The 14,610-nt window shown below is 48.1% G+C and carries 8 protein-coding genes and 1 tRNA gene; 8 read left to right on the top strand and 1 reads right to left on the bottom strand.

Features of this window, described 5'->3' with window-relative positions:
* The first annotated feature begins 1 nt into the window (after position 1).
* The 8 genes from HMPREF0670_RS10125 to HMPREF0670_RS10160 all read left to right on the top strand — a co-directional run bounded on the left by HMPREF0670_RS10125 (position 2) and on the right by HMPREF0670_RS10160 (position 13,644).
* On the top strand, positions 2 to 2,191 hold the full coding sequence (locus HMPREF0670_RS10125; RefSeq protein ID WP_044078198.1) for a peptidase domain-containing ABC transporter: 2,190 nt from the start codon (positions 2 to 4) through the stop codon (positions 2,189 to 2,191).
* Between the two features lie 221 nt (positions 2,192 to 2,412).
* Positions 2,413 to 2,487, top strand: a tRNA-Val gene (locus HMPREF0670_RS10130).
* 195 nt (positions 2,488 to 2,682) lie between these two features.
* Positions 2,683 to 3,666 carry a tryptophan--tRNA ligase gene (gene trpS / locus HMPREF0670_RS10135; RefSeq protein ID WP_009231065.1) on the top strand — a complete coding sequence of 328 codons (984 nt, stop codon included), beginning with the start codon at positions 2,683 to 2,685 and terminating at the stop codon, positions 3,664 to 3,666.
* Between the two features lie 1,773 nt (positions 3,667 to 5,439).
* Positions 5,440 to 8,754: a SusC/RagA family TonB-linked outer membrane protein gene (locus HMPREF0670_RS10140; RefSeq protein WP_009231066.1), complete on the top strand. Its 3,315-nt coding sequence runs from the start codon at positions 5,440 to 5,442 to the stop codon at positions 8,752 to 8,754.
* A gap of 11 nt (positions 8,755 to 8,765) precedes the next feature.
* Entirely contained in the window at positions 8,766 to 10,337 is a 1,572-nt protein-coding gene (locus tag HMPREF0670_RS10145; RefSeq protein WP_009231067.1) for a RagB/SusD family nutrient uptake outer membrane protein, read from the top strand.
* A gap of 13 nt (positions 10,338 to 10,350) precedes the next feature.
* Positions 10,351 to 11,238, top strand: coding sequence for a putative zinc-binding metallopeptidase (locus tag HMPREF0670_RS10150; RefSeq protein ID WP_009231068.1), 888 nt, complete (start codon positions 10,351 to 10,353; stop codon positions 11,236 to 11,238).
* Positions 11,239 to 11,251: 13 nt separating this feature from the next.
* Positions 11,252 to 12,571, top strand: coding sequence for a DUF4302 domain-containing protein (locus HMPREF0670_RS10155; protein ID WP_009231069.1), 1,320 nt, complete (start codon positions 11,252 to 11,254; stop codon positions 12,569 to 12,571).
* Positions 12,572 to 12,579: 8 nt separating this feature from the next.
* The gene (locus HMPREF0670_RS10160; protein WP_009231070.1) at positions 12,580 to 13,644 is read left to right on the top strand and encodes a BACON domain-containing protein; all 1,065 of its coding nucleotides are present in this window, start codon (positions 12,580 to 12,582) and stop codon (positions 13,642 to 13,644) included.
* 721 nt (positions 13,645 to 14,365) lie between these two features.
* Here the strand turns inward: HMPREF0670_RS10160 and HMPREF0670_RS17120 are convergent.
* On the bottom strand, positions 14,366 to 14,610 hold a 245-nt coding region (locus tag HMPREF0670_RS17120), incomplete at its 5' end, for a hypothetical protein (protein ID WP_232213901.1).

Here is a 14,610-nt window from a genome sequence, read left to right on the forward strand (position 1 = left end):
GATGAAGTTTTGTCGATTTCCTGTAGAATATCAGATGGATTCACATGACTGTGGACCGGCCTCACTTAAAATCATTGCCAAACATTTTGGCAAATATTACTCGTTGCAGTATCTCCGCGACCGTTGCGGTATCACCAAAGAAGGTGTGTCGTTACACGACATTAGTGTTGGAGCAGAAAACATTGGTCTTCGTACACTGGCTGTAAAATGCGATGTCAACGAGATTGTTAACAGTGTTCCTTTTCCCGCCATCATATTTTGGAACAACAATCATTTTGTTGTGGTGTATCATGCCGACAAGAAACGCATTTACGTTTCCGACCCCGCAAGAGGGCGCGTAAAATATTCGCACGAAACGTTCAAACAAGGTTGGTATCAGAGGGGCGAAAACCAAGGCGTGCTGCTAGCCGTTGAACCCACAGTCGACTTTAAGGAAACCAAGGCCGAAAAAGAGCAAAAACGAAATAGTTTTCTAAGCATTCTAAAGTATTTCACCCCATACTCGCACTCGTTTGCTTTGATTTTCGTGATCATGTTTATTGTTACGGCATTGCAAGGTGTGCTGCCTTTTATCTCAAAAGCGGTGATTGACGTGGGCATTAAAACATCCGACGTTAACTTTATCAACATGATACTCATTGGCAACATTAGTATTCTGTTGAGCGTAATGGTTTTCAATGTGCTCAGAGATTGGATCTTGTTGCATATCACTGCACGCGTTAACATTGCACTAATATCCGATTATCTGATAAAACTGATGAATTTGCCCGTCACCTTCTTTGAAAACAAGCTGATGGGAGACATCCTGCAGCGTGCGCAAGACCACGAACGCATTCGCAGTTTCATCATGAACAATTCTCTGTCTCTCATTTTTTCTATGCTTACCTTTGTGGTATTTGCCATCATATTACTGATATACAATGTGGTTATCTTTCTTATTTTCTTGGCAGGTTCTGCACTTTATGTGGGCTGGGTTTTACTTTTCCTAAATGTTAGGAAAAAGTTAGATTGGGAATATTTCGAACTCCTTTCAAGGAACCAAAGCTATTGGGTGGAGACGGTTTCAGCCATTCAAGATGTGAAAATAAACAATTACGAAAAGCAACGCCGCTGGAAATGGGAAGAGATACAGACACGGCTATATCATGTCAACAAGCGCGTACTCGCCATAACAAACATGCAAAACCTGGGGGCACAGTTTATTGAAAGCATAAAAAACATGGGTATCGTGTTCTTTTGCGCTGTGGCCGTCATCAATGGCGACATAACCTTTGGGGTGATGATTTCCACACAGTTCATTATCGGCATGTTAAATGGGCCTTTATCCCAATTCATCAGCTTTGTTATGGGTGCCCAATATGCCAAGATAAGCTTTCTGCGCATCAACGAGATTCGCCAACTTGAAGATGAGGAAGAGTTACTTTCGGTCGGTAACACATGTATACTGCCCAACGAAAAATCTATAACCTTGTCTAACGTACACTTCCAATATTCGGCTAACTCGCCTTTCGTGCTGAAAGGCATCTATCTGCAGATTCCTGAAAATAAGGTTACGGCAATTGTCGGAGGTAGTGGTTGTGGAAAGTCTACGTTGCTAAAACTTCTCGTTAGACTGTATAAGCCTTCATTCGGAGACATCAAGATGGACACGATGAACGTGGATGCCATCAATTTGCGTCAATGGCGAAACTTGTGTGGGGTGGTGATGCAAGACGGAAAGGTGTTTAGCGACACCATCATTAACAATATCGTGCTAGATGCCGACCGCATAGACTACGACCGCCTGCATGAGGTTTGCAAGATTGCCCAACTGGAAGAAGAGATAAACGCCATGCCTAATGGATTCGACACAACGGTAGGCGAAACAGGCCGAGGACTTAGTGGAGGGCAGAAACAACGCCTGCTTATTGCACGTGCACTATACAGAAACCCCAAAATGTTGTTCCTCGATGAAGCTACTAATGCTTTAGACACCATCAACGAGCGTAAGATTGTAGATGCACTAAACAATGCTTTCGAACATCGCACAGTTGTCGTGATTGCACATCGGCTTAGCACTATCCAAAATGCCGACCAAATTGTAGTGCTCGACAAAGGCTATATCGTAGAAGTTGGAACACACAAAACGTTGATGGAAAATAAGAAACGATACTATGAGTTGGTTTCCTCGCAAACGCAAACGTTGCCGTAATGCGAAAGGAAAATCTGTGATTTCATACAGCATCCCTAAGGATTACGACTTAATTTGTAGCCGATTTCTCTCTCTGTTATTATTTCTCCTTACGACTAATCTTCTTGCTAACACATAGAAGTGGATGCACAAAATAGCTATTGTTCAACATTTTTTCCGCATTTTATTTGGCCGAACGCGAAAAAATACATACCTTTGCATCGCTTTTAGAAACAAAGCACGGGCGTTTAGCTCAGCTGGTTTAGAGCATCTGCCTTACAAGCAGAGGGTCGGCGGTTCGAATCCGTCAACGCCCACAACGCAGAAGTCCCGCAATCTAACATGGTTGCGGGATTTTTTTTTAGCAAAAGAAGTGGGTAATACTGGCGGATTGGTTGGTTGGACCAACCGGAATTATCCGACAAGTCGGACATGTCTGACCAGTCCGACTGGTCCGACCGGTCTGACAAGTCCCACTACCCCCAACATTAAACAAATAAACAAACATCAATATGGAAAAAGTAGTAAGCGGAATCAGGCCCACAGGAAATCTTCACTTGGGCAACTATTTCGGAGCGGTAAAGAGTTTCGTGAAGATGCAAGACGAGTACGAAAGCCTCTTCTTCATCGCCGATTGGCACTCGCTTACCACCAGTCCGAAGCCCGAAGACATACAACGCAGCGCGCGTGTAATCCTTGCCGAGTACCTTGCCTGCGGCATCGACCCACAAAAGGCCAAGATATATGTGCAGAGCGACGTGAAAGAAACGCTCGAACTGTACCTGTTCTTCAACATGAACATGTACTTGGGCGAGCTGGAACGCGTAACTACCTTTAAGGATAAGGCGCGCCAACAGCCCGACAACGTTAACGCTGGCTTGCTAACTTATCCCACGTTGATGGCTGCCGACATTCTGCAACATCGTGCGCACAAAGTGCCTGTGGGCAAAGACCAAGAGCAGAACATGGAGATGGCGCGCAAGTGCGCACGCCGTTTCAACCATATCTATGGGGTCGACTTCTTTCCAGAGCCGCAAAACTTCTACTTTAACACGCAGGCCGTGAAGGTTCCTGGGCTTGACGGCAGCGGAAAGATGGGTAAGAGCGATGGCAACTGCATCTATCTGTACGAAGAAGATGCCGCTATCCGTAAGAAAGTGATGAAGGCCGTAACCGACATGGGGCCGCAAGCGCCCAACAGTCCGAAGCCCGAAGTGATTGAAAACCTCTTTACCTTCTTGCGTATTTGCTCGGAACCCGAAACTTACAACTACTTCGACGAGAAGTGGAATGATTGCTCCATCCGTTATGGCGACTTGAAAAAGCAAATCGCCGAAGACATCATTAAGACCGTTACGCCCATTCGCGAACGCATTAGGGAGTATAGCTCAAACACCCAATTGCTCGACCGCATAGCCCAAGAAGGAGCCGAAGTGGCACGTGCAAGTGCTTGCGCAACGCTTAAAGAGGTGCGTCAGATTATCGGGTTTAGATAAGCAGACCTGCCCTTGCAGCACAGCCTAACGAGTTAGCTTGCCAATTCATCAGCTTGTTAACTCGTTAACTGGTCAACTCTGATTTTGTCCGCTTTTCAGCAAGAATTTTAACATTATGAGTGCCTTCGTAATCCACCAACTCACAACCCAGCCGCGAATAATCGATTCTCGCGAAGGTTTGTTATGATGCAAGATGGGGTTAGGTTGTGAATATGGCAAAGTGAATTTTTATTTAAAGCAACCGCCATTTGCACCCGTTTTGGGGCTATTTGCTGCTAAACGCACTGCGTTTTGGTGCTAAATACAGTGCGTTTTGGTGCTAAATACGGTGCGTTTTGGTGCTAAATGCAGTGCATTTTGGTGCTAAATACAGTGCGTTTTGGTGCTAAATGCAAGGTAAAATGCTGCTAAATGCGAAACGATGTGCATAAATATCCGCCGAAATAACATAAATAAAACCCTTTCGAGCCATGTTTTTAATGGCTCGAAGGGGCAAAACAACTATCAAAAAGTGGGTTTTTAGGGGTAAAAAGCGTGTTATTGGGCTTTAAAAATTACGAGTTGGCAACCAAACTAGAAAGGCCAAATGGTGCAAAATGCAGGTTGTTTTCTCAAAAGTAGGCAAACGCGAAGGCATGAAAGACCAGAGATTGTGGCTATTTACCCACTTTATAACCTATATTTTCGCTAGAACGGAGCGAAAAACAGAGCCGTTTTGTAAAATAAAATCAATAATTTTGGTTTTGAGTTGAGGAGTTTTTGAATTGGTGAGTTCATAAGTTAGTGAGTTTGTTAGCTGGTAAGCTTGCGAGTTTATAAGGTGGTAAGTTTACAAGTTCGTAAGTTTATGGGTTGAAGAACTGGTGGTTAAGCCAGGTTTGCAGCTGTTTTGCACGTGCCACATTCTAAATGCAGCCATCGCTTCATCTTGCCATACGCCCGTTGTAGAATGGAGTTTTGCCAAGCATAGCCTTCTTTTACGTTCTCTTTTTAAGTCGTTTTGCCTTCCTTTTCATACCTTTTCCATGTTCTTTATTCTTTACCCTGAGTTCGTCTACCTGCTATGACGTTTCATATTCAAGGTGTCTGTTTTATAATTATTGTTAATTAAATTGAGTTTTTGAACACAGAACTTTTGAGATAGACATAAAAATAACTACATTTGCTCGTTGCTAATCTGAGAGAGGTAGGTTCTGAATAGTTGCCATCGGCACGTTGCGCGTTACACGACTTTGATTTCGCAGGGCTTTGCAAAGAATGATAGTTGACAAGGAGATTGAGTTGACGAGTTGATAAGTTGACGAGGAGATTGAGTTAACAAGTTGACGAGTAACAAGTTGACAAGGAAATTGAGTTGACAAGGAAGTACTGTTGACGAGTTGACAAGTTGACAAGGACATTGAGTTAACGAGTTAACAAGAGCAAGTGCTAGCAAGATGTGAGAAACCTAGCGGGGTGAGAGCATGTGAAAAGAATGACGCAACGAAAGACGCAGCCGAAAGAAAAAGCGCACAACGACAACAAATACATGGGGATTATGCCGACTAGGGACAACAAACCGACATAACCTACAGCGTATAATCTACGGAACAACCAGCAAGGAGAATGTTTACTTCATTATGGATGTTTGCCCAAGGGGGCTGGCAATGGCTGCAAGCCATGCCGTGTTTTGCAATGCTTAAACCTAGGCGTACGCAAAACAAATGGTACACATTGCAGGCAGAACAAATCACGACCAACTAAATAAATACAGTCAAAATAGATGAAAGTTTTATGAACAAAAAGCTACTTATGTGTTTGGTTACGTTCTTGCTGTGCGTTAGTGCAGCCGTAGCACAAACTAAAATCTCTGGTACGGTGGTGTCGGCTGGCGATAACGAGCCGGTTATCGGCGCCACCATCACCGTGGTAGGCACCAAAACGGCGGCTGTTACCGACTTCGATGGTAAGTTTTCGCTTACTACCGACGTGCCCAACCCACAAGTAACCATTAGCTACATCGGCATGGTGGCACAGACGTTAAAGGCAACTGCCAACATGCACGTTGAGCTAAAAGCCAACGCCCAGGTGCTTAACGAGGTGGTGGTGACGGGTCTTACCCGAACAGACCGCCGCTTGTTTACCGGTGCTACCGACAAAGTGGATGCCGAGAAAGCCCGATTGAGCGGTGTGGCCGACATCAGTCGCTCGCTTGAAGGGCAGGCAGCAGGCGTTTCGGTGCAAAACGTGAGCGGAACGTTTGGTACTGCCCCGAAGATACGCGTGCGCGGAGCAACCTCTATCTACGGCAGCAGCAAGCCCCTGTGGGTGGTCGACGGCGTTATCATGGAAGATGCAGCCAACGTGGGAGCTGACGATTTGGCATCGGGAAACCCCGAAACGCTTATCTCTTCGGCTATCGCCGGACTTAACGCCGACGACATCGAAAGCTTTCAGATATTGAAAGACGGTTCGGCCACATCCATCTATGGCGCGCGTGCCATGGCCGGCGTTATCGTTGTTACCACCAAGAAAGGCAAGCAAGGACAAGCCCACATCAGCTATACGGGCGAATTTACCACAAGGCTTGTGCCTTCGTACAACAACTTCGACATCCTCGACTCGAAAGAACAGATGGGCATTTACAGGGAAATGGCCGACAAAGGCTGGCTCAACCTCTCTGAAATACTCAACGGCAGCGAGTATGGCGTGTACGGAAAGATGTACGAATTGATAAACCGATACGATGCGCGCACGGGCCGTTTTGCATTAGAGAACACCACCGAAGCAAAGAACCGCTACTTGCGACAGGCAGAGTTTAGAAACACCGACTGGTTTAACGAGCTTTTTACGCCCAGCATCATGCAGAACCACTCGATAAGCCTGAGCGGCGGAACACAAAACTCTAACTATTACGCCTCGTTCAGTGCCATGTTGGATCCAGGATGGTACAAGCAGAGCAACGTTAACCGCTATACGCTCAGCTTAAACTTAACGCAACACCTCTCTGATAAGCTTTCGCTCAACTTCATCGGCAGCGCAGCCTATCGCAAGCAGCGCGCACCGGGAACCTTAGGGCAAGATGTTGACGTTGTTGGCGGCGAAGTGAAGCGCGACTTCGACATCAACCCCTACTCTTACGCCAGCAACACGTCGCGCGTGTTAGACCCCAACGAGTATTACGTGGCCAATTTCGCCCCGTTCAACATCTTCAACGAGCTGAACAACAACTACATCGACCTCAATGTTCTTGATGCCAAGTTCCAGTTAGAGTTGAAGTACAAGCCCATAAAGGGACTTGAACTCTCGGCTTTGGGTGCGTTTAAGTACATGGCCTCAACGCAAGAGCACAACGTAAAGGACAATTCCAATCAGGCAATGGCCTATCGTGCCATGTCTAACGGCATCATCCGCGAGGCCAACAAGTACCTTTACAACGACCCATCCAACCCTTACAAGATGCCTTTCTCGGTGTTGCCCTATGGCGGTTTGTACCATAAGGGTGACAATAGGATGAGCGATTACGACCTGCGCGCAACGGCCAACTACAACCATACCTTTGCAGATACGCACATCATGAACCTTTTTGCAGGTACGGAAGTGAAGAGCATCGAACGCCAACGCAACTCTTTCGAGGGTTCGGGCTTGCGTTACGATGCGGGTCAGGTGCCGTTTTACATTTACGAATACTTCAAACGAGCTGTCGAAGGGGGCAACACCTATTATATGATAACGCCAACCAATTCGCGCAGTGTGGCATTCTACGGCAACGCCACTTACAGCTATAAGGGTCGTTACGTGTTTAACGGCACCCTTCGCTACGAGGGTTCGAACCAAATGGGCCGCGACACCAACGCCCGATGGATGCCAACATGGAACGTTTCGGGTGCATGGAACGTGCACGAAGAGGGCTGGTTTGGCAAGCTTTCGCCCCTTTCGCGCCTAACTTTGCGTGCATCGTACAGCCTTACGGGTACACCTCCCGATGCCTCGTACAGCAACTCTACGGCCATTATCAAGGCATCCAACCCCTTCCGCCTTTTTGCAGAAGACCAAGAGCCGCAACTAGAAATATACGAATTGGCTAACGCCAACCTTACTTACGAGAAGAAGAACGAGCTTAACCTAGGTTTCGACGCCTCGTTATGGAACAATCGCCTGGGCATAACCTTCGATTTCTACACCCGAAGGAACTTCGACGAAATCGGTCCGATGGTAACAGCGGGTACGGGCGGCCAAATTATCCGCGCTGCCAACGTGGCCGAGATGAGCTCGAACGGCGTTGAACTCAGCCTTTCGTCGGTGAACATGAAGAACAAACACTTCTCTTGGACAACCAATTTCATCTATGCCTACGCCCACACCGAGATAACCAAGCTCTTTAATCAAGGCAACGTGATGAGTTTGGTTAGCGGCAGCGGATTTGCCAAGCGCGGTTATCCTGCCCGTTCGTTGTTCTCGATACCCTTCGTTGGCCTTAACGACGAGGGCATGCCACTGGTGTTGAACGAGAAAGGGATGATAACATCCGACGACATTAACTTCCAAGAACGAACGCTTACCGACTTCCTTAGATACGAAGGACCCACCGATCCGCTGCACACAGGCTCCATTGGCAACATGTTTACCTACCGCGGTTTTAGGCTCAACGTATTTGTAACCTACGCTTTCGGCAACGTTGTGCGCCTCGACCCCAAGTTCCGCGCACGCTACAACGACCTCGTTTCGATGACCAACGCTTTTAAAAACAGGTGGACAAAGCCGGGAGAGGAAGACCAAACCAACGTGCCGGGCATCATCTCTAAGGCACAATACATGGCCAACACCAACCTTCGCTTGGGCTATAACGCTTACAACTACACCAGTCTTCGCGTTGCCAAGGGCGACTTTATCCGCCTAAAAGAGGTGTCGTTGGGCTACGACCTGCCTGCCCAATGGTTCCAAAAGGCGATGGTGAAGAACGTGTCGTTGAAACTGCAAGCCACAAACCTCTTCTTGCTCTATGCCGACAAACGGCTCAATGGGCAAGACCCCGAATTCTACAACGTGGGTGGTGTGGCCTCGCCTATGCCCAAACAATTCACACTAACAATAAAACTCGGACTTTAAACCCTACGAAGATGAAAGTCAACAAATACATAACGGGGCTGTCGATGGCTGCCATTTCGTTCGCGCTAGCATCGTGCAACGAATTCTTAGACAAGTATCCCGACAGCCGTATGGACCTCAAGAACCCATCAGAAGTTAGCCAGCTCTTGGTTAGCGCCTACCCTTCGGCACATCCGGCCTACCTTACCGAGATGTATTCGGACAATACCGACGAGCAGATGCACAGCACGTGGAGCACGTTCGACAGGTTTCAAGAGCAGGCTTACCAATGGAAAGACATCCAAGAGGTGCGCAATTCCGAAACGCCTTATCAGCTTTGGGAGGCCCACTACACGGCTGTGGCCACGGCCAACGAGGCCATTGCGCACATCAAAAGCGTAAGCAACCCGCACGATTACGACGCACAGCTGGGTGAAGCGTTGCTTTGCAGGGCCTTTGCCATGTTTCAATTGAGCACCGTTTTCTGCCAAGCTTACGATAAAACCACGGCGCAAGGCAACTTAGGCTTGCCTTATCCAACAGAACCCGAACAAGTTGTGGGCCGTTTGATGGAGCGTGGAACGCTTGAACAACTTTACGCCAACATCGAAAAAGACCTTTTGGAAGGCATCTCGCTTGTTGGAACCAAGTATGCACGGCCCAAATTCCACTTTACCAAACAGGCCGCTTACGCTTTCGCCACACGTTTCTACCTCTATGCCCAACAATATGATAAGGCCATTAAGTATGCCGACTTGGTGCTAGGCAACCAACCGGGCGACATTCTGCGCAATTGGGCAGAGTGGAACCAACTGGGCCCAAGCGGAAACGTTCAACCCAACGCGTTTGTGCAAGCATCCAACAACGCCAACATCTTGTTGTTGCCCGTTCCCTCCGAGTGGGGCGTGATAAGCATCCCCGTATTGGCTGGAAGTAAGTACGCGCACGGCGAGATGCTGAGCAAAAACGAAACGCTACAAGCGCCAGGGCCGTGGGGAAACAGCGGAACAGAATTGCTCTACACCGTTACTTACAACAATGGCGTGTCGAAATACGCCTTGCGCAAGATACCATACGTGCCGCGCGTGATTGACGTAACGGCCGGCATTGGCATCCCTTACAGCGAGTACGCCGTGTTCAACACTGACGAAACGCTGCTAGAACGTGCCGAGGCCTATGCACTTTCGGGAAAATATGCCGAGGCTTTGAAGGACATCAACACCGAGTTGACGGCTTTCTCGAAAAAGAAAGTGCAGCTAACACTCGACAAAATTAAGGACTTCTACAACTCGCAAGCTTATTACACCCCCACTAAGCCCACGCCGAGGAAAGCCCTTAACCCGCTTTTCGCGATAGAAAAAACCACGCAAGAGCCGCTGTTGCAATGCCTATTGCAGTTGCGCCGCATCCTAACCATACACGAAGGGTTCAGGTTGCAGGATGTGAAACGCTATGGAATAACGATGTATCGCAGGCAAGTAGACGTGCAATCGAAGGTTAACGCCCTAACCGACTCGATGAAAGTGGGCGACCCACGCCTGGCCATCCAGCTGCCCCAAGACGTTATCTCTGCCGGAATAACGCCCAATCCCCGTAACAAATAAAAAACATACGCTCATGAAGAAGTATCTATATCTAGTGGCAAGCGCATGCTTATGCTGCGGCGCAATATTGCAGTCGTGCGGCGAAAGCAAGCTGAGCGGCGACTCCATTTTCTCTACCGAGGCGCAAAAACGAAACGCTTTCGACCAATGGTTGTACAAAAACTACACCATGCCTTATAACATAGACTTCCAGTATCGCCTTAAAACAGAGGAAACAGATAAGGCTTATAACTTCGTACCAGCCGATTCGGCCAAGACCGCAAAGCTGGCTATCATCACCAAGTTTATGTGGTTCGACCCCTATGCGGAAACCATTGGCCTGGATTTCGTGAAAGAAAATGTGCCACGCATCATCGTGGCCGTAGGTATTCCGGGCTATACGCGCTACCGAACAGAGGTGGTGGGCAGTGCCGAAGGCGGATATAAGGTGACGTTGAGCAAGGTGAACGCCCTTACCGACGACTTGCTGAAAGACTATCACAGCATGACGGCCTTTTATTTCCACACCATGCACCACGAGTTTATGCACATCCTGAACCAGAAAAAGCCCTACGACGAGTCGTACGACAACATCTCGCGCGCCGATTATGTAAGCGGCAACTGGACTTCCGTACCCGAAAAGCGGGCATACGCGCTGGGTTTCGTGTCGCCCTATTCGATGGAAAACCCTGCCGAAGACATCGCCGAGCTATACTCCATATACGTAACCAGCACGCCAGACGAATGGAACAACATCTTGAAGGCGGCCGGAAATAAGGGCGCAAGCACCATCAACAGGAAACTGAAGATGGTTCGCGACTATATGAAAAACTCTTGGAATGCCGACATCGACCTGTTGCGCAACGCCGTATTGCGGAGAGGTGGGAAAATATCCACGCTCGATTTGAACAGCTTGAACTAACAAGGCGGCGAATATGAAGATTAAAAACATTAAAGAAGAAGTAAACGATAAGCAAATGAAAAAGGCATATTTCCTATTCATGGCTGTGGTGCTAACGCTATTGATGCAAGCGTGTCTGCACGACAACAAAACGGCTTTCGACCTTCCTGCCGCACAGCGGATAGACCAAAGCGTGGCCGAATATACTGTGCTTTTAGAGTCGTCGGAGGGTGGTTGGATGCTGCAATACTATGCAGGGAAGAATTATAGCTACGGCGGTTACACGCTGTTGTTGAAGTTTAAGGATGGGCATGTTACCGCTATGGGCGACGTGCTAGACCCCGAAGCGGTGGCCACATCAGACTATGAAGTGGTGAAAGACCAAGGCCCGATGCTCTCTTTCAACGTATATAATAAGGTGATACACCCCCTGGCAGAGGCTTGGCTGGGCAATCCCGAGGGCATACAGGGCGACTACGAGTTCTCCATTCTGCGCGCAACAACAGATAGTATTGTGCTTAGGGGCAGAAAATGGAAGAACGAAATGGTGCTGACACGCCTGCCGAAAGATGCCAATTGGGAGGAAATGATGTTGGGCATCATCACCGTTAAAGACGGCATGAGCGTGAGCACTTACAATTTTATCCAAGGCAACGACACCTTGGCGCAAGGCTCCATCGACCCCACTACGCGCCGACTTTCTGTCACCTTGGGCAAAACCACATGGGACATGCCCTATTGCACCCATGCAACGGGCATCGTACTTCGCCAACCTATCGTTATCGGCAATAAGCAATACCAAAACTTTACGTGGAACGAAACCGACAAGGTGCTTACAGATAACGACCTGAAACTGGCGCAGTTTGTGCCAAAGAACCATAAAACGCTCGACTTCTGGGTGGGCGAATGGCAACTCAAAACAAGCCTGAGAAAGCGCATAACGCTGACTTTGGAACTTGGAACGACCGCCAACACCTTGAAGGGACACTTGCTTTACGACAAGGTGAGCTATGAATTGCAACTTACCTACGACCCCGCCACAGGACGTATTGAACTGCCTGGCCAACCCGTTATCGACCCAACCTACAAGTATCCGGCAGGAATTGTGCTCATACCGGCATCGCTAAAAGAGAAGAAAATATTTGGAGAGGGCAAGGGCAGCATGTATTTCACATGGAATGGAGACATGGAACGGGCCGATGCAGAAGACAGCGGGCAGATAACGGGCCACACGGTAGACTCGTTCTTTGGCGTTGCCTATGGCGAAGACCTAAGTCCCATACTCGATCCGAAGGGTGATTATGTGTACGCTTTCACGCTGCCCAACATTGAATACATGAGGAAAATAAAATAACAACGACTATGAACAAGTTGATTTCTATATCGATGGCCACGGCCTTGGCCGCTTTTGTCGTGGCGTGCAGCAGCGACAAAGAACTGCCAGAGTATGCCGCAGGGCTATCGGTGGTAAAGGCACAAACCGCCTTCGGCGTGCTTGGCGGAACGCAAGAGGTGACGATGGCCGCACAACCGGCACAAGCCTATGCGCAAGACGCATGGTTAAGCGTAGCAACGAAAGCTGAAACCATCGCCCTGACTGCCCAGACGAACACCAGTGCGCAAACGCGAAACACCCTCTTGGTAATAAAGAACCAACAAGGCGACTCGATTACACTTAACGTTCAGCAAGAGGGTGTGGCCTTCGGACTGCCTGTTGGCGAAGACATCTACACCGGCGACGAGGCTTTCTCCAAGTCGTTCACAACGCCAGCCAACGTGCCTGTAACCTACCAAGGCACCGAAAGCTGGATAACCGTGGAGGATAAAGGTGGCGCAATCAACGTGAAACTGGCCGCCAATGCCACAGGGAAACCACGCGTGGGCTGGGTAACGGCCAAGGCCGTTGGGCTTACCGACTCGCTTAAAGTGGTGCAAGCGGCCTTGTCAGACGTTGAAGGCGAGTACACACAAACGGCTTTGATGCGCCTGCCCAATAGGGAACTGGAAGAGAAAACCACCGATGTGCGCATCGTGGCAACGGGTGCCAACACGGCGAACTTCATCGTTGAAGGCAAGTATTCGTGGGAAGTGGCCTTTACTCCGGGTAAGGGTTTCACCATGAATAACGGCAAGATAGTGGGGAAAAACGAAGTTAAACCAGGCGTTTACGAGTATCTTATCACCGTGATTGTGGCCGACGATTTCAGGAAAGGACACGAAACGGCCATCAACGGAACGAAAGAAAGCGTGTTGCTTACTTTCGACGATAAGGGCAATCTCGTTTTCAAGGAGGCGCAGAAAATCGCATCCGAACAAACGTTCTCGTCCTATGGCTGGAACCGTTTCTCCGATTCTAAACCCGTAATGGGTGCTTTTCGCGGTATTGGCGAGGTGTTTGTGAAACCCAAACTCACGCGCAAGCCTTAATCCGCACCACATTTTACGCATTTGCGCACTAAGCTTATAGGCGCGCCACGCAAGTTATTTGCCACTTGGCAGGGTTACTTGCGGGGCGCGCCATTTGCGTTTCTATGCCATAAATCGGTTATTCTAGTTTTTCGGAGTTAAGGAGTTAGGGTGTAAAGGAGTTAAGCCAAATGCTTGGTTGCAGAGTGGACGATAATCCTTGTCAACTCGTTAACTAACATCCTAGTTAAGGAGTTAAACCAAACACCTAGCTGGGCGTTAGCCATCTTTTCACCTTTTCACCCTTTCACCTTTAGAAGTTAAGCCAAATGTCTGTCTGCACTATTACACCTGCTCTTGTTTACTCGCCAACTTGTTTACTCGTAAACCTGTCAACTTGTCAACTCGTTAACCTGTCAACTCGTCAACTCGTTAACTTGTTAACCCGCCAACTCGTCAACCTGTTAACTCGTAAACCTATAGGTTCGTCAACTTTTTGGTATAGATTTTAACATTATGAGTGGCCTTTTTATCCACCAATCGATCACCTTGCCGCAAAAAATCGATTCTCGCGAAGGTTTGCTTGGGTGCAACAGGGGGGTAGTTGTACATGTAGGCAAAATGAATTTTTATTTAAACCGACCGCCACTAACACCCGTTTTTGGGCCATTTTCAGCAAAATGAAGTGCGTTTTGGTGCTAAATGCAGTGCAATATGCCGCTAAACGCAGTGCGTTTTGGTGCTAAATACAATGCGTTTTGGTGCTAAACGCAAGGTAAAATGGTGCTAAATGCAGTGCAAAATGCTGAGAAATGCAAGGTGAAAAGCATAATAATTCACCGCAATTGGTATAAACATACCTATTAGAACCATTAAAAACATGGCCGAAAAGGGCAAAATACCCGTTAAAATGTGGTATTTTAGGGGCTAAATGCAGGTTTTTGGGGTGAAAAAACAACGAGCTTGGCATCAAATAGAAAGGCAAAA

This window comes from Prevotella sp. oral taxon 317 str. F0108 (genome assembly GCF_000162415.1).
GTDB lineage: Bacteria > Bacteroidota > Bacteroidia > Bacteroidales > Bacteroidaceae > Prevotella > Prevotella conceptionensis.

What these genes read in the sequence shown, in the direction of transcription:
- HMPREF0670_RS10155 (WP_009231069.1), top strand. Translation starts at nt 11,252, where the DNA reads ATGAAGATTAAAAACATTAAAGAAGAAGTAAACGATAAGCAAATGAAA.
- HMPREF0670_RS10140 (WP_009231066.1), top strand. Translation starts at nt 5,440, where the DNA reads ATGAACAAAAAGCTACTTATGTGTTTGGTTACGTTCTTGCTGTGCGTT.
- HMPREF0670_RS10125 (WP_044078198.1), top strand. Translation starts at nt 2, where the DNA reads ATGAAGTTTTGTCGATTTCCTGTAGAATATCAGATGGATTCACATGAC.
- HMPREF0670_RS10145 (WP_009231067.1), top strand. Translation starts at nt 8,766, where the DNA reads ATGAAAGTCAACAAATACATAACGGGGCTGTCGATGGCTGCCATTTCG.
- trpS (WP_009231065.1), top strand. Translation starts at nt 2,683, where the DNA reads ATGGAAAAAGTAGTAAGCGGAATCAGGCCCACAGGAAATCTTCACTTG.
- HMPREF0670_RS10160 (WP_009231070.1), top strand. Translation starts at nt 12,580, where the DNA reads ATGAACAAGTTGATTTCTATATCGATGGCCACGGCCTTGGCCGCTTTT.
- HMPREF0670_RS10150 (WP_009231068.1), top strand. Translation starts at nt 10,351, where the DNA reads ATGAAGAAGTATCTATATCTAGTGGCAAGCGCATGCTTATGCTGCGGC.